The sequence below is a fragment of the Candidatus Aquiluna sp. UB-MaderosW2red genome, from assembly GCF_900100865.1.
Taxonomy (GTDB): domain Bacteria; phylum Actinomycetota; class Actinomycetes; order Actinomycetales; family Microbacteriaceae; genus Aquiluna.
The window spans coordinates 410,465-431,312 of sequence record NZ_LT627734.1; the positions used below are offsets into that span (position 1 = coordinate 410,465).

Here is a 20,848-nt window from a genome sequence, read left to right on the forward strand (position 1 = left end):
TACTCCATACTTTTAATATAATTAGTGATTATGTGCGAAGTATTGCAAGATACACCCGCAAACTCTATGAGCGGCAGGTCACCAGCCAGCCATTTCGCCTGGAAGCCGGAGAGCAGCGCGACCGCGACCGACTATCTAGAAGGCCAAGCCCAGTTCGAGATGCCTCAGATTCTTTGAGTGTGAGGATTAGGTTGGTGCCTCATAAGGCGCTGCTAAGAGCCGATTTCCAGCTCGAGACGGATGCCTGCAGAGGATCGGCATGCTCGACAGTGCTCGCCCAGCAGCCGAGACAGCCGCAGAGTGAGGTAGCACCGTGGTAGTATTTTGGTATGAAGATAAGCATTAGTCTCCCCGAAGAGGATGTGGCTATCCTCGATGAATTCGCGCGCACTGCCGGCCTTGCCTCAAGGTCTGCCGCTGTGCACCATGCCGTGCGCATGCTGCGCCTTCCCGAACTGGAGAAGGATTACCAAGCGGCCTGGACTCAGTGGGAGGCATCAGGTGACCAAGCGGCGTGGAGTGTGACCGTGGCTGACGGGATCGCCGATGCTGCGCGGTGAGATCCGGCTTGTGGATCTGGATCCAGTGCGCGGAAGCGAGGCCAACAAACGACGTCCGGCAGTGATTGTCAGCAACGATCGCGCGAACTCTATCGCGGCGCGGCTTGGCCGCGGAGTGATCACCGTAGTACCGGTCACCAGCAACACCGACCAGATCTTCCCTTTTCAGGTTCTGTTGCCCCAAGCTGCCACCGGGTTACCCAGGGACTCTAAGGCCCAGGCCGAGCAGGTCCGCTCGATCCCCATCGAGCGACTCGGCGCGATCCTCGGGCGGGCTCCTGCGGAGGTCATGTCACAGCTTGATGACGCATTGCGTCTTCACCTGCAGTTGTAGCTCCACGAAAGTGAGCTTTTTATCTCGATAGTAGAGCGAGTGCGCTCTAGGCGCAGAGAACTAGGGCTTTTCATGGCGGAGGTAACCAGAGCAAGCGACAGTTGCCGAGTCACTCTGTAGACAGTGGAGGAAGGGGCCTCTGTCAGCGCAGGGTAGCTTGCCAGCGGCTTCCTGCCTTGTTGCCGCACTACCGGGATTGGTTCTCGAATAGTAGCTGGCTTCTGAAGGTGGAGCCATAAAGGCGACCAGGAGAGTTCCGATAGCAGACCCCGTTTCGAATGGTTTTTCTTAGAGTTTTGCTGCCAGATACCACTTCAGTTGTAATTGCTCTTGACTCATCCCCACAGGGCCAGGTTTAGTCTTGAGTTATCGATGGGAGTGAGTCATGTGGGCGAGTGAAGCTGCCAAGTCAGCCGGGGTGTCGGTAAAGGCATTGCGCTACTACGAAGGGTTCGGTTTGGTGCAGCCGCGACGCCACCCGAACGGGTACCGGTTTTTCAGCCCGGAGGATGTGCGACTGGCTTCTGAGATCCGAATGTTGATGTCGTTGGGCTTGACTGCGCAGCAAACCCGCCCGTTCGTGGAGTGCTTGCGCGCCGGTCACGGGCACAGTGATGACTGCCCAGAGTCTCTAGCCACCTACCAAGGCAAGCTAGACGAATTAGACCGCTTGCTAGTCGAGCTCACCGGTGACCGCGAGCGGCTGCTCAACGCGATCCAGACCGCCGCGGTCCGCGGCTTCCATCACTCAACCTCGAAGGAGACCTCTAACATGTTGCCCTCTGCTGACCCTCTACCCGATAATCTCCCGGCACCGCATGACGATGGCGCAGCCCGACACCTGCCGGGACTGCGTGTGCCGGCAGTGACGTTCCCGACCACTGAGGGTCGCGATATCACACTGGACAAGGTAAGCGATGGCCGATGGGTACTATTTGTGTACCCGCTGACCGGGGACCCCGCCGTGGATATGCCACGTGGCTGGGATCAGATACCGGGTGCGCGAGGATGCAGTCAGGAAGCATGCGGCTTCCGCGACAACTTCGCCAAGCTACGTGAGTCTGGCGCCGAACAGGTCTTGGCACTTTCTAGCGATGATGCCCGATACCAGCAGGACTTGGTGGCACGGTTGCAGCTGCCGTACCCGATGCTGTCTGATCCACAGTTGCGCCTGGCTGAGGCACTGGACCTGCCGACCTTTCAGGCGAACAACTCGAGGTTTTACAAGCGCCTGACCCTCGTTCTCACAGGCACCATCATTGAGCACGTCTTCTACCCCGTCTTCCCGCCCGATACCCACGCCGACGAAGTGTTGGACTGGCTGCGGACTAACCCCCCGTCATCGCCTCAGGTGGGTAAATGAATGAGGTGCGACAACGTTTCCTCGAGGCGGTCAGCGCCATCGACGAAACCTGGCTACACGAGCCTGATTCATCACAACACCCATGAAATCGAGATTCACCTTCGGAAGCAGCAAGAGTCTAGTCGGGCCATGAAAATCGGCGAGGCGTGGTCGGAGATTTTGCTTGACTTCGTGAACTCGGAAAATAGCTTCATGAGTGGGCTAACCTTCGTAATGCGCAAAATAAAAGATGAAGGTTGGGATTACCCGTTGCATCTATACGCTGCCAAAGCCAATGAGTTCGCTGTCCTGGCCGAACCAGACATTGAGGCTCCCAATTCGGGTCGGTCGCGCTAAACGCTTTTTGATTCGAGACAGAAAGGTTCGACTTTGAAGCCACGCACTTTAGACGATGAGATTGCCGGGCTTAGGGCCCGAAAAATGGTCGTTAATAAGGAAGATGAGGGGCTTCTCAAGGGTTGGATGAGGAACTTGGGGCCCTTGCGGTTAGGTTACTTCTTCCGACCATTTCAGCAGGAGCCCTTAGATTCAGCTGGTGAATTCCGCGGAGAGACCGACTTTCGGGAGATATATACAATTATCGAGCAGGAAAAAGCTCTCAGATTGCTGGTTTTAGCGGGCTGCCTGCATGTAGAGCTTCGATTGGAATATGAGTTGTCCGAGGCGTACCGAGCGGGAAACCGCACAAAAAGATTCCTGGAGAGTGAATTTTATGGGAACGGCAGGGAACGCTCCACTCGTGCCTTGGTAGAAAGTAAAGACCTTGATTATTGGCGCAACGACGACGACTTTAAGGGGCTACTGCCCTACAGTTTTGGCCAAAAATTGGCCCTACTAACCGCAACCGCATTTAGTACTTCAGTTTCAGGTGCACGGAAAGCTGGCCTGAGCTTCAGTAGCAAATTGGGCCGGCCAATGGTTGATCAGCGAGGACCAGTTAGCCAGACTATTGCCATGCTTGCAGCCGACTTGCACTACGTGGCCGCTTTACGCAATGAGGTTTGCCACAATAAGGTTCTTTGGGAAAACAAGTGGGAAAAGGCTGCGCCCATGAAAAAGCTCAAAAGTCTTAGCTACATACATGAAGTTTCGAGCTCTATGGGTGCGATCAATAATCTCATCAAGGTATTAGATCAAATGGACCAAGACACGTACACCGATTTGGCTGGTGAGATCATTAGCCCTATTCGAGACATTATTGGCGACACCGGGCTGTTTGTGGCTGGTCTAGAAAATGGGGCCACGGAGTATCTAATAGCATCAGAGGCAAAGGAAAACATTGCAAGTGTCGAGCTTGTAAGACATGACTCGTTTACAGAGCTGCCGAGTAATTTGGAAAGCATGCAGTCTTTTGAGGACGATCGTCAACAATGAGAAAAGCTGAGTAGTAGAGCAGAGGTGAGCAAATAAAAAAAGCCCCTGCTAACAGGGGCTTTTTTGAAATCACCCTAAAGGGCTTTTAGACTCACCAATTAAGGCTTTCAAGGAACCACTTCGGTTAGCCGATTGATTCCCGGGGGGTCGTCATTTCCTCTGGTTAATCTCTATACTACGACACATTTCACAAACTGCAAGGACAGGTTTCGCAATCTGCAACTTGTCGTCACATATTGCACCAGGTCGTTTCTAAGTTGTTGTAAACATTCACCCATTCAACCACTCAGCTCTTTGAGCGGAGATCGCCGGTGTCCGCAAACGACCGTATTTGCGACACCACATCCGCCCTTTGGCGAGGCGTTGATTTACAAGGGAAGCAAAAGCGAGATACCTGTGTGAGAAATCTATGAATAGCCACCACCGTATTTGATACTCTCGGCTAGATAGATTGGAGCAATTTAGATGAACGTTGGTTTCGGGCGCGTGAGCCCAGGGTGATGTAGACCGCTGCGACAACCATCATCACAGTGCATAACACCGCTCCCAGAACGACATACAGCCCCGCACTGGCCCCAGGGTTGATCACTGCTGGCAGCAATGCGACGTAAAAGACTATGGCCTGAGGGTTGCTCAGCCCAAACGCAAAACCTGTCACTGCCGCACGCATTGGCCTGACTTTCGGCGATGCACCGGTGGCCGTCGTCGTAACTGACGATCGCCGACGCCACATCTTCACACCCAACCAGACTAGATAAGTCGCCCCTGCGATCTTCAGCACAACGAACATGGGACCCAATGCTGCCGCGGCTGGAGTTGAGTAGTTGGATGCCATTACTAGGTCCTTTTCCAATCATGAACTTGGAAATTTAGTTCTGAATTGAAAATCCTGTTTTTGTTTATCCACAGCTGCTCGTGTTTCGCTAAGGAGCTCTTAGGGGTTAATCCGAATTTATAAGACCGAGGCTCTGAAGTCTCACTATTTTGGCTCTTGTTTCGAAGTCATTAATTTGAGCGATGAATTGCCTTTTACTTAGACCGTAGGACATTTGCAGATTTTGAGAGCTAGCCCTCACCCGGTCGAAGTCAATATTTTCAAAGCCAAATTCGTTGATTACTTGGCCCACACCACCAAGGTCAAAACCTTCGCGCATTATGTCCAGAACGGTGCGGGTCTGTGTTGTGACCGGTATGCCTTCAATAATTGTGACGTCTTCGGTTTCAAGCGTGATTGTCACTGTTTTGACGCCCTCAGTTTCACGCTTGATCCGGCTCGCTGAATAAAAGTGTAGGGAATTTCGTCAAAATCTCCGACCCCCCAAGCCCAACAGGCGGTTCTGGACCCAACAACAACTTCCGTGTCAATGGCTTCTAGCCTCTGGAAAAGCCAGGATGCTCGGCTTGAAGCTGAGCCACTGAGCCCTGAGGGGAGTTAGCCAAGAATCCGGAACTGAGCCATCAAGATATACGCCTTGCCGGATTCCTGTCCTTGCCGGTGCTGGATCAATCTAGGCAATAACTTTCAACAAAGTTGTGCCAGCGAGCTGGAGTTGTTGAACCAGATCTGGGCACTGCAGACACTGCTGACCAACCACTTCGGGCCGCAGCAGAAACTCGTCTCCAAGACCCGTAACGGCGACAAGATGACGAAAACCTACGACACCCCGAAGACGCCATTCCAGCGCGTCCTCGACGATTCGGGAATGGTACACAAACCTGCCAAAGCCAGGCTCATTCGCAAGAACGAACCGTTGAATTCCGCCGCAATCCAGCAACAGATCCAAGCGCTCACCGCGCAGGTATAGACGCTGACGTCCGGCAAGAAAGGATTGGAAGCCAAACCATCCTTATGCGATCTTTCACATGATTCCTCGGGGACAGGCTGCAGTTTGAAAACACGAGGGGTTGCCAGTGAGCAATTTTTCGTGGATCCGGCACTGAGAGAATGAAATAGCTAACTAGTTCCCAGGAAAGCTCTTTGCCATGTCTCCAGTCTTGAAGGTTGCAATACCCTGAGATGCTTGAAGTAAGTTACGTCAGGAGAAGCATCACCAGATGTCGGTCGCTCTTGCACAAAAATGACACCGGACAAGTCGCGTATTAGCTGCTACTACTGAGAGCTATGATCCCTTGGCAAGCCAAGAAGATGAAGATGCCGAGTGTGAGGCGCATCGAGAATAATTGCCCAGGGTTTAAGCACAAAGTCAATGACTGGTTGAAGGTTTCTAAAGCACCATCTCAGGGTGACAAAAGTTTGCGTGCTTATGACATCAGTTCGTTGTAGCCAAGAAAAATGATTCATCCCTGCTGAAGCAAACAAAATCGGTTGCTCTTTCGATTGATGGATTGCACTTTGAGATGAACTCACTTGGTGCGGCACTTGCCAACTTATTCCAAACATTGCATAACTACTAAAACGCTTATGGACGCACGGGTTCGGGCGGAATCCGACCACCGCACGCCAGAGCCTGAACGGCGTATTCCTGCTTTGGCTATGCAATTACGCTCTGATGAGGTCGATCGACTTGTTGCCAGGTATAACGAGACGAAGAACACGCGACTGGTTGCCAGAGAATTTCGCATGTCCCGTACGACCGTTCGTGAGCATCTTCGCAAACGCGGTATTCGTGTGCGCTCTGCAAAGCCGATGACCGAAGCGCAGAAGAAGTTAGCTAAGCAGATGTATGAAGCTGGCGAACCAAGCACGGCTATTGGCGAGAAGCTTGGGTTTTGTCATCACACGATTTTGAGAACGTTACGGAACCAGACCTTAACGAAGGTTGTTTCACTCTCTCCATAGTTTATTGAGTTATGCGCTAGGCGGGCGAAGAAAGCTACCAAGAATTGCACCCAGCGTGCTGCCCGCGATTGCAGCGAAGGTTGGGTTCTCAGTCAGAGCTTTTAGATGCTCCAAAATGGACTTCTTGTCATCACCCTCGGGCAGCGTTGCTTCAGCCTGGCTCAGCCTTGCCACGAGGATTTCACGTACTTCGATTTGATTTGCAGGACTGTTGTCACCGAAACTAACTGGTCCATGAAAGGTCATGTTCGTGCCTGAGAACTTGTCTGAAAGTGATGCCTTGGTGCTCTCTTCGACTGCCGGGGATACTCCTTCTTGTGGTCGAGGTTTGCGACCTTAAAGCACCCGCATCAGTTTCTGAGATCGCTTGATCGACTCCGCTTGCCGACGTTGGCTTTCGGGCTTATTACGCATGATCATCGCGTATCGAAATGTCCCCTCAAGAGCACCGACCGCACCTTCACCGTGTCCCTTAATTGTCTCTAGTGATTCTGATTGCCAAAAACGAACAAGTGAAGAGCCGGCTTCTTCGTCTAGTAGTTGGTCTCCTTGATTGATTAGGTCTTGTAGGTTCACGGGCTTCGCCTGCGCTTAAGGCGCTCATTAGTTTTTTGATCAGAGGCTTACCTTGATCTACTTCAATTAGATGCTTATTGATAATAATTCTCAAACAGACACTGCCAGAGACCTAACGAAAACTAGAAACAATCAACGGGGCCGATTGCCCCAGAATCGCGTCACTCTCCAAACAAAAAGCCGATGATGGACATCTGCCTCTGTAAACATGAATAATACTTATGTTTGGTGCGGCTCTTGCAAAGTTATTCCAAACATTGCATAACTACTAAAACGCTTATGGATGTGCGGATCCGGACAGAATTTGAGCATCGCCTACCAGAGGTCGGACGTCGAATCCCTGCCTCCGCGGCGCAACTGCGGCCCGAGCAGGTAGATGAGTTGGTCCGGCTCTATGGCGAGACGAAGTCAGTCAAAGGCCTCGCTCGACACCTCGGCATCCACAATCACACTGTTCGTAAGCACTTAAAGGCACGAGGTGCGGAGATTGTGCAGCCTGGCTTGATCAGCCCGGAACAATTGACTCTGGCGATCGAGCTACACGAGGCCGGACAATCAGGCATCAGAATCGGCAAGCGGCTCAGATTCGATAATCACACGATTATCCACGCTCTCCGCCAGTCCGGTGTAAAGATCCGGGCCCAACTAGGACGCAGCTAGTTCTTGGCCAACCTGCTTGCGCCTTCAGGCCAAACGATCACGACCTTTTTACCTATGCCCCGGGCATAGTGAACAACATCCCCTGTTCCGCCCTGTCCGACGGCTTCCTTGCCATCCCGTACTGCTATCAACTCGTCGGCCACGTCAGCAATCTTGTTGCCAGCCGCCCAATAAGCATCCTGCGAAGGATTGACGAACTCGAGTTGGATCACAGTTTTCGCCATCGCCTTTACACGCTCATAATTGCTATGCGCAGCGGTGCTTTCAAAAGAGCTTTCATAGTGATCAGACGGAATGACGATTTCAAGTTCGCCACCAGCTTTGAGCACTTCTTCAGCAAAGATTTGGTCAGCTCCCTCTGCCAGCGATCTCACTCCAACGACGTCAGTCTTGGTGCCGAGGTAGGCAGCTATCGAGTCGCGCACCATCAATTCGGTGTCTTCCGTAAGTACTTGATGACCGGTGACTCCGATTTTCAGATCGCCAGCCATCAGAACAGCCCCTGTTTCGCCGGCTTCCAGTAGTGCTGTCCGAGCATCGTCAGTCGGCAGGACTTGCTGTTCTTGGCCGCGAAATAAAGAAACTCTTCGTTAACGGCTTCGATCAATTTGGCGTCGCGACAGCGCTGGATCTTTTTGAAGATTGTGACATGAGCAGTATCGAAGCCCACGATGGTGTCTTCGTACGTCGGATCGAGCGGGTACTCATCCGCTACGTTGGGAAACCATGTTGGAAACTCTCGAAGAGTGGCAAGTGGCACGGCCGGCAATGCTTTTCGAAGCGACTCGACCTTGCTCAGGTTCGCTTTGAAGAGAGGACGCTGGTCCCACGCGCCAAGTTCTTCCTCAACGCACGAATAGATGCCGGGCGCTGATACATCACCAAGAACATCGGCCGCACCGCCTTCGAGTGCGCCGCATACCAGCTCAGTGAAGATACCGTTGCCGTTGCCTTCGGCCGCAGTTTGACCGGCACGTGATGCCGTCAAAAACGATACACCTTCGCTGACGTTGGCCTCGTTGTTGTTGCGCGAGGGCGAGGCACCCACTGCGCCGCTTGTACACGAATCTAGAATTATGACCCGTTCAGTTGCCGGCGAATTATTTGCACGAGTAGGCACGTCACTCAGGTTGACCCCTTCGTCACCGTTCGCGACGTCCTGTGTTACTAGATAGCCACCAAGGTCGTTCTCGGTCCCGTGGCCAGCGAAGCAGAAGAGTGCGACGTCAGCTTCACCAGGTGCAAAGAGCTGTTCGAGATCTTGTCGAAGAGAAGCTCTCGTGATTTGGTTGCCGTGCTCTGAGGTCCGAAGTACCACTTCAAAGTTAGGAGAGCCGTCGTGGTTCCCCCTAAGCAGCGCTGAAATCGCCTTGGCGTCGTTTACTTAACCGGCCAAGGGCGCGAACGAATAGTCGTCAATACCAACGACGAGTGCACGGCGTTGTCTAGGCATTTTTCCCTTCGCCCATCATCTGCTTGATCGCGTTGGCAATCGCGTCCCACTTCCAACTAATCGCTCGTCCATTCGAGAGACCCGACGGCATAGTCCTAGATGAATTCGCTCCGTCAACGCAGACCCCGAACGCTGGAACGTTCTTGTCCTTCGCCATTGCGATCTCAGCCGAGACGCCATAGGCACTTCCCATGGACTTGCCGACTAGGACGATAACCATGTTGCACGCCGCGGTCTTTGCCGCGATCCTTTCTTCCCACTCGTCTTCTTCGAGAGCCGTCTTCGATGACCAATCTTGGATTACGAGTGGCGTTGGTGAATCTTCCTTGCCCTGTCCGACGAATAGCCGGCGAGATTCTTCGTTGTGGTCGAAATCGAAACTAATGAATGCGCGTCGATCTGCCATGATTTGCTCCTTGCAAATGCGTTCTCTTCACGGCTCAAAGAGTAACGCGTTAGTTAGGTCTTCCTTACGGCCGATACGCCCATTATCAATATATTGGACCCGATTCACATACTAACCACTACATATTGTGGTCAAGCCGTTCGCGCATCACCTCGATAAGAATCTTGGCGAGCCTTGCGGGATCAATCTGTGGGGTCACCAGAATCGCGATTTTCGCTACGTATAGCTTGCCGCGGCCAGGTGACGGAAGTTGCGCAGGGACGACATCAAGAAATGGTGCGATGCGCACGAATGCTTTGCCTCCCTGATGCGGAAGTGATGCCCGCAGCTTCGTGATTGCCGCACGGTGCGCTCGTAGTTGGACATCCGTGAGTGGCTTCGAAGGTTCGTAGAAGTCATGGATCAGGATCTGCCCGGTTGGACTCAGCATGGGGAATGCGAAGCCGTGACGATCAATCCATTCACGACGAAGTTGATGATGTTGGGGTATGTACGTTGTTTGGGTGGACGAACTGAATAACGAGAACGCACTTTGTTGATCAAACATCCCTCTTCAGGGTAGATCTCCGAAAGGCTGCTTCTTGCACTACTCGTCTGCATAGCCGAGGAATTCATTGTGCTGAGTTCGGGATTCTGCCCACCTTCCTGGGTGCCCAGCTGGTCGCGCGCGGAAGTCTGATGAAGTCAGGTGAAGTTCGTCCTTTGCCCTGGAGATCGCAACAAAGAACTCGGCCTTGGCGTCGTTTCCCCAGAACATCTGCGTCTCGACGCCAACGACGACCACCTTCGCAAATTCCATGCCTTTGCACTTGTGGATCGTGAGAAGGCGCACGGCCTCGACGTCGGAAAGCCTCTTGAGCGCATCCTCAATCGAACCCGCCGCACTCAGTGCAACTTCGATCTCCGTGTCGATTTTCGACGTGACCTCCGCCAACCGACTGGCAACTTCATAGCCTGGTGCCAGTGCCACGATGACGGGCTCCGTGACTAACGTCCGGAACTCCTCCATGATAGCGTGCCAGTCGGCGAATGCTGTCCGGTCAAACACCGCTGAGCGAACGAGCTTGCGTTTCTCTGAGACGAATCGCTTCCGTTTGCTGTCGTAGCGACGCCCACCCTCATCCGAAAGTCCACGCCGTGCCGCCAGTCTCGTCAACTCGGAGTAGGCGTTCGGATCGCGGTCGAGCACCAGAACGCGCAACAAGCAAAGCACCAGGCTCGATGCAGGTTCCGCGGCAAGGTCCTGGAGTGCCGCCTCATTGCGAGAGGGGATTCCACGAACGGCGAGTTCGGCCTGGATCTTCGCTCCGTAGAGGTGGGGCTGATTGCGAATTAGAATTGCAATCTCACTGAGAGGAGTTCCCTCGGCGATCCACCGCACCACGAGGTCAACCACTGCCACAGCCTCTTTGTTGTCAGTGTCAAACGAACGCTTCACGACAATGCCAGGTGTGCCGGTCGGCTCTCCTGCCGGCAGGGCCGCTGAAGGGTCCATGACCAAGACCATGCGGTTGTGCATCCGGCGGATTAGGGGGGCTGATCGATAGTTCTGGTACAGCGACAGCCTGGTGGCGTTGAAGTCATTCGCGAACGTCTCCAGAATCCCGTCAACGGCTCCAGCGAAGGACATGATCTTCTGCTTCGTGTCGCCCACTGCAGTTAGGCGCGTAGACGTGCCTGCGAAAATCCCTTTGATTAGGCGGTACTGGCTCTCGGTAGAATCCTGAAACTCGTCGAGGAAGACTTGGCTGTAAGTCTGACGGAGCCCCCCGAGGGCGTGGGGGCTTAAGTGAAGAATGTCGATTGCAAGCGGGACTAGATCATCGAAAGTGATTTGACGGCCCGGTATCCGGTCATAGGGGTGAATCGCATAGTCGGCAGTAAGTGCCTTCGAACCGGTGAGAAGTGGCCGATAATTGTCGATCAAGCGCTTTGCAAGCGCATGGAATGTGACGCTGTCCAGGCGTGAGGCTAAGTCTCGACCGCACCGTTCCCGCACGCGCTTATTCAGCGTTGCGGCGGCATCCACTTTGAACGAGATAGCCAAGATGCGGCGAGGATAGGGGCAAACTCCGGTACGCAGGAGAAAGTCTGCTCGCTGGGCAAGCAGCTCGGTCTTTCCAGCGCCTGGACCCGCAGAAACAACTACGTTGTCGACGCGTTCGGTAGCAGCACTTAGAGCGTTGGGCTCCAGCGTCACGCCTTTCGCAGGCGCCCAGTCTTGTGGGACGATCATTCCGAAATCGCTGCGAGCTTCAGCCGCACAGCCTCAACCAGTCGCTTCAAGACTTCAGGCAGGCCATCAAGCAGGTCGTCATCCGAAAGCGCCGCCATCGCGTTGATGTGGGTTGCGGGCTTGCTGCCGCGCTTGAAGAGCTTGTGATAGCTGATGAAGAGGTTGCGGATCTCGTCACGGAGCTTGTCATCGTTGGCATGCATCTTTCCGAGCACCGCGGCAATGTCGGCACCCCCAGGAATTTCCGGCGCGGCGCCATAGGCGTCGGGGTAAGCCTCGAGAAGCATCATGTCGAGGTCGATAGGACCCGAGAAGAAGACGCCTTGAGCTTCGAGTAATGCCAATCCGCCATCGCCTAGTTTGTAGTCTGGAAATGGCTTGTCAGCATTCCAATCTGCGATTCCATCGAGTTGTTTCTGGACGAAAGTTCCGTCTCGAACGTCGTTGACTTGCTTCGCGGCGTAGCTCAACCGACCCCATCCACCCTGCCAACGCCCCGCGTCGAGGTCGAGCAGCGTCAGGTACGAGATGTCGAGTCCATCGAGCAGCCTCCAGAAGTGATGAACGAAACGCCCACCCAATGGCACGACCGAGACAGACGCATCGTCTTCTGCGATTCCCGCCGCCGCCAGGATGCGTGAAATGACAATCTGCTCGCTGTCTCCCTCGCCAAGCACAACCAACCGGGAGAAGTAGAGCTCGGGGAACGACTTAACGGCTTCGCGCACGAACTTCGCGCCGTCCGTCCCTAGGCTCGGAAGAGCGATCTCTCGGACTTGACTCGAGCGGCTCTCGTCGAGTCGGAGGTAGCGAATTGCCGTTGGATCGACCCGCTTCAACATGCCGGGTGCGTGTGTAGCCAGAATGCCCTGCGCATCGCCGTGCGCGGTCGTTTCCTTGATGAGACGAATGATTCGCCCGAGGTAATGGGGGGACAGACTGTTCTCGGGCTCTTCGATCGCAATGATCGTATGGACTGGTGGCCGCAACTTATCTGGATCGAAGGCAGCATTCGTCCCAGCTAGGACGTCGCGTGCGACGCCGAGCGAAGCAACGACAAGCGAGACATAAAGAAGCGACTTCTGGCCGTCACTCAGCCGCTCGAACGCCAAGACTCCGCCATCCGTCGATGGCGTAAAGGAAATGCTCAGCTGACTGAGAATCCCCTCAAGTTCGCCACGCCCGAACGTAATTTTCGGATCCTTCAGGAAAGGTCCTTTGTGAAGTCCGGACCACGACGTCGTAATTGTCTCGACAAGACTGGCAACAGCGGCGTTTCCGGACATCGAGGCGGTGATGTCATCGCTGAGGTCGGACAAGGATTCACGTTCCACCGACCAATCCGCCGCACGCAGGAGGCGTCCTACCAGCGAGCTTGGAGTGTAGGAGATGTGATCCGAAGGATCTCTCCTCGCGGGCAGGTAGTGCACCTCGATTGCCGCACGTTCTTGCCTAGGCATCTCTGACGTCTTTGTCGGCTGTCCGACGGCGTCTACCTGGGTGACATAGACGATCTTCTCGTCGACAAAGCCGTCGTCATCCAGTGTTGCAGTGAGACGAATCCGAATACGCGGTATCGAACCGGGATCGTCGATCGCCATATGACCGAAGAAGGGTGGGACCGAGGGGTGGACGCTCCCGTCCGAAGTCTCTGGGAAGTAGACATCAACTTCGATCCACAGCTCACGCTCGCGATCGAGCGCAGGATCGATTGGGAAATGGAAGTCCTCGGGGCGCACCCAGCGCAGCGTCTGAGATGTTCCGAACAGCCGCGCCAACGCTTCTAACACAGCGGTCTTGCCGGAGCCATTCGGACCAATCAGATAGGTCAGATCATCAAGGCGTATTTCTGTCGGAGAAGGCCCAAACGACTGGAACCCAGCCAGTCGAATCGTAGTGATCTTCATAATTGCTCCGCCTTCCCCTTCGGAAGTACTACGAACAACACGGCCAGCTGGATCTCTCGCTCCCGATCTTCGGGATGCCCAAGGATGAAGTTACGACGCTTAGTCTTGTCTGAACTGCCCTTACCCACCCTTTTGTGGGCGGGGTGAGCCTTGATCGCCTCTTCAGCCTTATCGAAGACCGCGGAGGCATCCCTGTTGTCGATGAAGACGATCAGGGCGGCCTTCTCATCACGCCAAGGGAGATAGCCAAGCAACTGATCGATAGCACTGCCGAGTCCTTTGGCTCCTTTCCACCACTTGCACTCACCAACGAAGACGTGCCGATCCTCGACACGAATCAAGATGTCGGTCTTTCCGGTCTTGACGAAGGTCTCTCCGGTTGCAGCGCCCTGAAACGTGCCGTTCAGCATGACCAAGATGTAGTCGCGAAGCTCCTCCTCGTCCTTGCCTGCGACCACCGACGGGGTTCGCTCCATAGACAGCATTGCCGACCCAATGACTTGAATGGCATCTTCATATTGCCCGTCAGTCAGCGCCCACTCGTCCTTGTATGGTTGACGCGGGGTCGCCGGAGCGGTCCGCTGAGTACCCAGCACCTTTCGTTGCAGTGGCAATGACGCAGGTGCGTTAGTCCGCTTCTTTAGAGGAAAGCCCAGAGCACCGGCGAGGTCTCGCTTGCTTTGAATTAGCGACTTCCGCCGCTCCACTGCCGGGCGAAGCCTCGTCGCTAGGGATGAGTTGAAGCCCTCGACATCTTTCCTTGAATGGCCCGCATTCGTGCGGACTTTGTCGATCTCCTGCTCGAACCCGCGACGAGCTGCTTCCGCATCGACGCCTTGACCTGCGTCCATCACGATGCGAACGGTCAGCCTCCCATCTCGAACGTCTGCCTGAATCCTGGTGAACGCCAGCGAGGTAGAGGGCTTGTAATAAAGCAGGTCTTCCTCGCCATCGAACTCGTATTCGGCGTGAAGCTTGAACACAGGACGCTTCACAGTTCTGCGGTCACGGCCCCACTCATCTGAAACATCAACGGTGCCTTCCGCGATCCCACCGTCGATGGGCTCAGGTCCAATAGCCAGCGGCGCCAAAAGCGACCTGTCAAGAAGCTCCTTGAGGAGATCATCAGTCGATCGACTCAGAATTTCGTCTTCCGGCTTCCGCTCAAACCAAGCTATGGCGTCGCGGACTAGACGGTCGAAGTGATCCCGGAGATATCCACGCTCGAAGAGGTCGGTCATGCCTCCCCCTCCGCGAACAACTCGGCCCGCTCAAGCACGAGCTCGACCACCTTGTCCTCTTGGCCTGGCGGGTAATCGTACTTCGCCAGTAGTCGCCGTACCTTCGCGCGCACAGCGGCGCGTACGCTGTCCTTGAGGTTCCAGGCGATTGTCGTGCTGGCGCGAACAGCATTCGCGAGTTCGCGGGCGATCTTCTTGAGCACGCCGTCGCCTAGGTCGATCACCGCAGAGTCGCCGTGCGTGCGCTCGTGAAAGCGGGCCATCTCATGAACGACGATGCACTCGAGGCACGCAGGGTGCTTTTTGGCGAGGGCCCAGGTCGCGTTGTCCTTCTCGTGGCCGTAGATCGTTAGACCGTGTGGCGTGGCATCAGCGACCCTTAATAGCAGCGACCCAGACCCCCAAGTCGGGTCATAGACCGTTGCGGAGTAAGGCGTGTAGGACTGGCCCTTGGACTTGCCAGATTCGGTCGCGAAGTGACGCATCAGGTATTCGTAGGCCTCACCGAGTAGGCCATCGCCCTCGGCAAGCTTGCTGATTGCCTTGTTGGTCTTGTCGCCGATCTCTTTGTCACCCTTGAAGGTCACTAGATTGTCAAAAGACCCGCCAGAAGGAACGTCAATCAGGCTGTTCTTGTCAGACTTGGATTTGTCAGACTTGGATTTGTCAGCGACGTACTTCGCAAAAGGTAGGGTCAGGACAAAGTGCCTGTATTGCGAAGTATCCATGCCCCCGCGGAGCTCATATGCGCCCTTCCAGAGCGAGCTATAGAGGTCAGGCTCCCTCAGAGCCACCACTGCGCCACCACCTTCGGTGCGCGGCGTCCGGGTTCGATGTGCTGCAGTTCTCTGCTTGAAGATCATGGTGACCTGGTCTCCTCCGCACCCTCTGGTGTTTGTTAGTTGACATCAAAGCATGACTCAACGATAACTACGCGTGATGACACGAGGATAAGAGGTGATGCTTCGGGCGATCCGCGTATCAGGAGATTGACTCGAACCGGTTGCTTCACAATCAAGGCCCGCACCAACAAGCACTCTGCTGATTGGTATGACAACGGCCGCTACTTCGATGACTTCTTCAAAACCGCCATCGAGGCGGCCAACTCAGAAGACCGATGGAGCCAGATCCGATAACTAGGTGTCACGCCTGCGTGACACCTACTTAGCCCCTTTTCGTCTTTTTAGCCCCTACGCCTTTTCAGGCGCAGGGGCCTTTTATGACTGTTCGGCGCAAACTAATGGGCAGATCCGCAATCACTGGGTCTAGCACTACCCGAGTCAGTGCCATCGAGACCCTCTAGCTAAAAGGCTGTCCGGTAGCTGTTTGAGCTGTAGGCATGCTGTTGCAATTCCAACTCGGAGGATCATCATCCTTGTAGCGTTAAACAGTTGACCCTTTTGTGAACCTAACGCGGTCTCTAGTTATGAGGCTGTGGGTTCAAGTGGCGTTAGTGAACCTCTACCTAGTTATTCGAATGATTTGTCTTTATTTTCTTGGCTTACTTGAACTAGCTTCTATTGCCGCAAATTGATTGTTGAGGTCTCTCCAAAAAACACCCAGGCATTTCTAAAACTTGAAAAGCCTTCTGACCAATGCGAATGACCCAGAAGCTTTCAAATTGAGGCCCCTAAACGCCTGATGCTAGTAATTACCTACTTGCCCTAGTCGGGGATAGACACTGGGTTTGATTTAGACACTGGTTTGGTTTAGACACTGGGTTGGGTATAGACCCTGGGTTCGGTATAGACACTGGGTTCGGTATAGACACTGGGTTTGATATAGACACTGGGTTCGGTATAGAACCTGGTCGGATTATTTCCGACCAGGATGGCCTGCCTACTGGCCCTGTGGGGCCGAGCCAAGCCGGCATTTGAGCTGGTTTTGTTTTAAACGCAAAGCTTGTTTGACTCCCCGGGAGTACCTAAGTCCAGGTAAACCCGAGAAAACTATTTTTATAAATATGCGCACACATCGTAATGTCCGAACAGTATGTCCGTTACCTTTGAACTGTAAGGGTTAGATATCTCCTGCTTGGTTGGTGGTAACTATCTCTTGCATCCTGCAGACCCAATGGTCTGTGGGTAAACCAAGAATGAAAGAGAATCATGAAAAACAATTTGACTCGTAAGAGTCTTGCTATTGTTTCAGCTGCATCTCTCCTGACATTCGGCTTTGCTGGCTTGCCAGCTCAGGCTGTTGGAATTAGCGACGGAAACGTATCGCTGAGCCCAACAACTGGTGCCGAGTACAACATGATCGCTGGAGGCAAACTTAAGCTTTCCGCAAACATGTCCACAGGAGTATTGGGCTCAGGTAAGTACCTGAAGTTCCTTGTTGCTGATGCGCTAGGTAAGACAGACGTAGCTTACGTCGGTTCGTCCCGCTACTCAATCGCTTCAACTGCTGCGGCAAACGCGAGCAATGTTGTCACCATTACAGCGGCCGGACACCTTTTCAAGGTTGGCGACGAAGTTCAGGTAATCCTTGACGCAGCCGACGCTGGAATTGATACTGCACGCGTAACCATCGCGTCGGTTCCAACTGTAAACACGTTTACTTACGCGGAGCCAACTGCTTCTGGTGACGTGCCTACCGGTGGAGCTGGCGATGTTTTCCTTCTTACCTCTACCCCTGCATCAGGTTCATACATCTTAGACACTAAGATTGCAACTAATAACGCTGATAAAACGATCGTTCTTGCATCCACCGACGAAGACGTAACTCAGACAGTTACCGTTACGGCCTGGGTTGACACGAATGACAACGGCAAGATTGACTCCACTGAGTACCAGTCCCCAGAGAGAACGGTTAGCTTCTTGGCATCGTCCGCCATTACGCCGACCCTAGCTTGGAACCCAGTTTCAGTTGGTGACAGCACCGTCTCCGCAGAAGTAACCTTCAGTCCAGTATTGAATGGATCTCAGCTCACCGGTGCCGACAACAGAGGCTCAGCTGCTGCTGCTGTCCAAGTAAATATGGAGCGACCAGGTTCGGTTGAAGTAGAACCTTCTGCAACTGTTACCTACAGCAACACAACCAAAAAGTTCACTGCCACATCTATTAACATGAACAGTGCTGCTTGGGATATTGCCGACGCTGTTGCACAGATTGCTGCGGCGACAAACTTTGTCTCGATCACCAGCAACGTTGTAACGTTGACAACCACTGTTACTCACGCACTCAGGGTTGGCGACGTAGTGGCTGTTACAGGTTCGACTGCTAACACCCGTGTGAACAACGCAACTGCGAAGGTGCTTTCTGTTCCAAGTGCCACAACGTTCACTTATGCTGTGACCACCGCCAATGAAGCAACTGATGCAGTAGTCAGAATCGCTGACGCTGCGGTAACGATGTCTGTAACAGCTGTTAACACGAAGATTCTTCGCGACTTCGCTGTTACTGGCGCTTACCAGGGTCAGGTCCTTCTGTTTAAGCACAATGCAGCAGCAACAGACGCGCTTACCTCAATTGGTGCAAAAGTATCCTCGACCGTAGGAGCTAGCTCTGCATCTGCAGATGTCACAGCCCCTACTTTCACAGGTGTAGCATCCGCAACCATTAATGGTGCAGGTACCGCAGTGAAGACTGGAACTAATGCCGCAAACTACAGGCTGTCTGTCTTCAATGAAGACGGCGATGCGGTTGGCGCTGGCGTTTCGGTTAGAGTCACAACCACAGTTACTTCGGCAGGAACCGTTACTCTAAACGGCACCACCGTCACAACTGGTTCAAGCCAGGTTTTGTCAACTGACGCACTTGGCCAGGTTGCACTTGCTGTGACCAACAGCTCGGCTGCAGCTAACGAAGCGATTGTGTTTGACGCGACCGTTCAAAACGTAACTGCAACTCGGTTGACCTCAACTTGGACTTCTGCTGTTTATAGCATCTACGATGTTGCTGACACTAACTCCCCCAACTCCGTGCGCAACCGCGCAGTAGTGACCGGTGCCTCCCACACCATGAACCTTAGGGTTCTTGACCAGTGGGGTACTGCCGCTGACGGAGCAATCTACCGTCTAGCTGTTTCCGCAACTCAGGGTGGCGCTTCTGTTACTAACAACGTAGCAATCGTTGCTGGAGCTGCTTCTGTTACTACTCCAGACGCAGGTCTAACAGGCGACACCGTGATTCTTGTTAGCTTCCAGAAGAAGTCGACTGCTGGTGTTTGGTCCGCTCTAGATGACGGAACTGTCAACGACTGGGCTGGCGTAGGTAGTGGAGACCTTGATGGCATCACCTTGAAGTACTCAACCCAGACCGACGTGTTCACATTCAACGCTGATGCAGCTACCTTGCCTTCTGGCACCGTTGCTGACCTCACCGCTGCAGTGACCACCAAGGCTCTAGTTGCAGCGGACACTCGCTTCGGCGAAGTGGCTGGTACTTACACTGCAGCAACAAAGGCAGTACTTGGTGGAAAAATCGCTAGCACCACAACTGGTGCTGCGAAACTGGGTGCAACCATTACTGTTGCTTCTCCTGGAGTGCTATTCAAGTCTGGTAACGTGTGGGCAATTGACTCAATTACCCTCCTAACCAACGATGGAACCTTCTCCGTTGAGGCGTACAGTCGCATTTCGGGCGAAAAGACCGTCACCTTCACATCTGGAGCCCTAACCGGCACCGTGAAGGCAACTTGGACCGGCATTTCTGGCGACGCGACTCTAGTAGTAACGACACCTGCCAATGTCATGCCAGCCTCAACCTTCCAGGTGAAGGCCAAGCTGTCCGACGAACTAGGCAACCCAGTTGACACTGCTGCTGGTCGCATCAAGGTCACCTACACCGGTGCTGGAATCGTGTTTGGCACATTGCCAACCGAGACCGACGCCAATGGTGAGCTACAGTTCAGCGTTCTTCTAGGTGCGAATGACACAGGAACAATTTCTGTAACCGTGTCATACGACCAGAACGCCGACAAGGACTTCGTTGACGCGAAGGACCTAAACACCACCAGCACCACCACGATCGGTGCAGCAGTAGCTGACACCAAGGTTAACGTTGGAACCTTCAGCGGCAAGCTTGTTGTCTACGCATTGAACGCAGCTGGCTCGGAGGTCTCTTACAAGATCGCTGGCAAGTGGGTTACTCAGGTTGTAACTTCTGATCTACTTCAGAGGTACGACCGTGTGGTTGGCGCAACTGGCAAGACCATCAAGGTTGACATTTATGTTGACGGAGTCTTGAAGCTAGCCAAGAGCGTTGTTACCAAGTAACACGTTTTCCAAATAGTAAAAACCTAACCACTAACCCCCAAGCCTTCGGGCTTGGGGGTTAGTCATTTAATCAAGACTTCGTTCTTTTGAGGAGAGAGTTTCTTGCTTGTGGTGACTGTGCTCGGAAAGGTGTTTTGCCCTCCCGTCTCGACTGCGGTGTTGACCCTCGGTTAGTGACAGCCCAAGCTGAAACAACCTATGTGACTGATTAGAGAAGGCTCGCTAGTTATTTAGCTAGTGCTGCCTCTTAGCAATCAGCGGAGGGTGCCGGTTCAAAGGGCTGTGGCCACTCGCCCTGATGCCGGGAAGTTCATTTGCACGGGCATCCGCTTTGAGGTTTAGTCAACTCGGCTGGATCTGCTTATGTGCGAGCGAGTCAGTGCAGCTTGTGAACATGCGAAACATCTAAACCCCAGTCTGTCGACTTGGTTTCACCCAAGTCGACGAGGGCTCAGAGTTTTTCCTGCAGTATCGTGAAGAATTTGTTACCGGTTGCTCAGGTCAGGATCTCCACAAGCGTAGGCATGAGCGTTGGGCAGTTCTACAGGGCCGTAACTCTGCTTGGAAGAGGGATGGCAGCTAAGTAGCAGGCTGGCCTAGCTCAGTAAAAGAAATCTGGGTCGATGTCGAACTGAACCCCTTTGGTTAGGGCTCCTCATTTGGATTTCAAGTCTCGTGTTCAGCTCACTCGTTGCAGACCAAAGCCAATTGGCTTTTTC

The 20,848-nt window shown here is 53.8% G+C and carries 22 protein-coding genes and 1 pseudogene; 11 read left to right on the plus strand and 12 right to left on the minus strand.

The genetic code is table 11. The annotated features are described in order from the left end of the window. The first annotated feature begins 32 nt into the window (after positions 1-32). The 6 genes from BLP47_RS08425 (at position 33) to BLP47_RS02150 (ending at position 3,631) form a co-directional block, all read left to right on the plus strand. Positions 33-320 (plus strand): hypothetical protein, encoded by a 288-nt coding sequence (locus BLP47_RS08425; protein ID WP_157671392.1) that lies wholly within the window; start codon positions 33-35, stop codon positions 318-320. 9 nt (positions 321-329) lie between these two features. Further along, positions 330-560 (plus strand): ribbon-helix-helix domain-containing protein, encoded by a 231-nt coding sequence (locus tag BLP47_RS02130; protein ID WP_091849915.1) that lies wholly within the window; start codon positions 330-332, stop codon positions 558-560. Further along, positions 547-894 carry a type II toxin-antitoxin system PemK/MazF family toxin gene (locus BLP47_RS02135; protein ID WP_091849917.1) on the plus strand — a complete coding sequence of 116 codons (348 nt, stop codon included), beginning with the start codon at positions 547-549 and terminating at the stop codon, positions 892-894. The genes BLP47_RS02130 and BLP47_RS02135 overlap by 14 nt, the downstream gene beginning before the upstream one ends. Positions 895-1,279: 385 nt before the next feature. Then, positions 1,280-2,257 (plus strand): redoxin family protein, encoded by a 978-nt coding sequence (locus BLP47_RS02140; protein ID WP_091849919.1) that lies wholly within the window; start codon positions 1,280-1,282, stop codon positions 2,255-2,257. A gap of 129 nt (positions 2,258-2,386) precedes the next feature. Then, complete coding sequence (locus BLP47_RS08430; RefSeq protein WP_157671394.1) at positions 2,387-2,593, plus strand: hypothetical protein; 207 nt, start codon at positions 2,387-2,389, stop codon at positions 2,591-2,593. A gap of 33 nt (positions 2,594-2,626) precedes the next feature. After that, positions 2,627-3,631, plus strand: a complete 1,005-nt coding sequence (locus BLP47_RS02150) for an Abi family protein (RefSeq protein ID WP_091849923.1) — start codon at positions 2,627-2,629, stop codon at positions 3,629-3,631. Positions 3,632-4,073: 442 nt separating this feature from the next. Here the strand turns inward: BLP47_RS02150 and BLP47_RS02155 are convergent, their stop codons facing one another. Together BLP47_RS02155 and BLP47_RS02160 are read right to left on the minus strand one after the other, a co-directional pair. Next, the gene (locus BLP47_RS02155) at positions 4,074-4,484 is read right to left on the minus strand and encodes a LysE family translocator (RefSeq protein ID WP_091849926.1); all 411 of its coding nucleotides are present in this window, start codon (positions 4,482-4,484) and stop codon (positions 4,074-4,076) included. Positions 4,485-4,572: 88 nt separating this feature from the next. Continuing rightward, positions 4,573-4,869: a hypothetical protein gene (locus BLP47_RS02160; RefSeq protein ID WP_091849928.1), complete on the minus strand. Its 297-nt coding sequence runs from the start codon at positions 4,867-4,869 to the stop codon at positions 4,573-4,575. 315 nt (positions 4,870-5,184) lie between these two features. Here BLP47_RS02160 and BLP47_RS02165 point away from each other — a divergent pair, with 315 nt between their 5' ends. After that, positions 5,185-5,436 (plus strand): hypothetical protein, encoded by a 252-nt coding sequence (locus BLP47_RS02165; RefSeq protein WP_157671396.1) that lies wholly within the window; start codon positions 5,185-5,187, stop codon positions 5,434-5,436. Between the two features lie 776 nt (positions 5,437-6,212). Continuing rightward, positions 6,213-6,431, plus strand: coding sequence for a hypothetical protein (locus BLP47_RS02170; RefSeq protein WP_157671397.1), 219 nt, complete (start codon positions 6,213-6,215; stop codon positions 6,429-6,431). Positions 6,432-6,440: 9 nt separating this feature from the next. Here the strand turns inward: BLP47_RS02170 and BLP47_RS02175 are convergent, their stop codons facing one another. Both BLP47_RS02175 and BLP47_RS02180 read right to left on the minus strand, forming a co-directional pair. Further along, the gene (locus tag BLP47_RS02175) at positions 6,441-6,677 is read right to left on the minus strand and encodes a hypothetical protein (protein WP_091849934.1); all 237 of its coding nucleotides are present in this window, start codon (positions 6,675-6,677) and stop codon (positions 6,441-6,443) included. A gap of 90 nt (positions 6,678-6,767) precedes the next feature. After that, on the minus strand, positions 6,768-7,007 hold the full coding sequence (locus tag BLP47_RS02180) for a hypothetical protein (protein ID WP_091849936.1): 240 nt from the start codon (positions 7,005-7,007) through the stop codon (positions 6,768-6,770). Positions 7,008-7,292: 285 nt separating this feature from the next. On the opposite strand from BLP47_RS02180, the gene BLP47_RS02185 reads away from it, so the two are divergent. Further along, positions 7,293-7,667: a hypothetical protein gene (locus tag BLP47_RS02185; RefSeq protein ID WP_157671398.1), complete on the plus strand. Its 375-nt coding sequence runs from the start codon at positions 7,293-7,295 to the stop codon at positions 7,665-7,667. On the opposite strand, the gene BLP47_RS02190 is transcribed toward BLP47_RS02185, so the two are convergent. From BLP47_RS02190 to BLP47_RS08550, 8 genes and pseudogenes are all read right to left on the minus strand, one after another. Beyond that, positions 7,664-8,158: a hypothetical protein gene (locus BLP47_RS02190; protein ID WP_091849940.1), complete on the minus strand. Its 495-nt coding sequence runs from the start codon at positions 8,156-8,158 to the stop codon at positions 7,664-7,666. The two genes, BLP47_RS02185 and BLP47_RS02190, sit on opposite strands and share 4 nt — an antisense overlap. Continuing rightward, positions 8,158-9,039, minus strand: a pseudogene (locus BLP47_RS02195) (caspase domain-containing protein); the annotation flags it as partial. The pseudogene BLP47_RS02195 and the gene BLP47_RS02190, both read right to left, overlap by 1 nt. A 73-nt stretch (positions 9,040-9,112) precedes the next feature. Beyond that, positions 9,113-9,526: a TIR domain-containing protein gene (locus BLP47_RS02200; protein WP_091849944.1), complete on the minus strand. Its 414-nt coding sequence runs from the start codon at positions 9,524-9,526 to the stop codon at positions 9,113-9,115. A 118-nt stretch (positions 9,527-9,644) separates the two neighbouring features. After that, complete coding sequence (locus tag BLP47_RS02205; RefSeq protein ID WP_157671400.1) at positions 9,645-9,956, minus strand: hypothetical protein; 312 nt, start codon at positions 9,954-9,956, stop codon at positions 9,645-9,647. A 156-nt stretch (positions 9,957-10,112) separates the two neighbouring features. After that, positions 10,113-11,726, minus strand: a complete 1,614-nt coding sequence (locus tag BLP47_RS02210) for an ATP-dependent helicase (protein ID WP_197672387.1) — start codon at positions 11,724-11,726, stop codon at positions 10,113-10,115. 32 nt (positions 11,727-11,758) lie between these two features. After that, positions 11,759-13,669, minus strand: a complete 1,911-nt coding sequence (locus BLP47_RS02215; protein ID WP_091849950.1) for an ATP-dependent endonuclease — start codon at positions 13,667-13,669, stop codon at positions 11,759-11,761. Then, on the minus strand, positions 13,666-14,910 hold the full coding sequence (locus tag BLP47_RS02220) for a hypothetical protein (RefSeq protein WP_091849952.1): 1,245 nt from the start codon (positions 14,908-14,910) through the stop codon (positions 13,666-13,668). Before BLP47_RS02220 ends, BLP47_RS02215 begins: the two co-directional genes overlap by 4 nt. Further along, on the minus strand, positions 14,907-15,707 hold the full coding sequence (locus BLP47_RS08550) for a type I restriction enzyme endonuclease domain-containing protein (protein WP_157671402.1): 801 nt from the start codon (positions 15,705-15,707) through the stop codon (positions 14,907-14,909). Before BLP47_RS08550 ends, BLP47_RS02220 begins: the two co-directional genes overlap by 4 nt. Positions 15,708-15,899: 192 nt before the next feature. On the opposite strand from BLP47_RS08550, the gene BLP47_RS08435 reads away from it, so the two are divergent. Together BLP47_RS08435 and BLP47_RS02230 are read left to right on the plus strand one after the other, a co-directional pair. Further along, on the plus strand, positions 15,900-16,046 hold the full coding sequence (locus tag BLP47_RS08435; RefSeq protein ID WP_157671404.1) for a hypothetical protein: 147 nt from the start codon (positions 15,900-15,902) through the stop codon (positions 16,044-16,046). A gap of 972 nt (positions 16,047-17,018) precedes the next feature. Next, positions 17,019-20,129, plus strand: coding sequence for a hypothetical protein (locus BLP47_RS02230; RefSeq protein ID WP_091849956.1), 3,111 nt, complete (start codon positions 17,019-17,021; stop codon positions 20,127-20,129). The last annotated feature ends 719 nt before the right edge of the window (positions 20,130-20,848 follow it).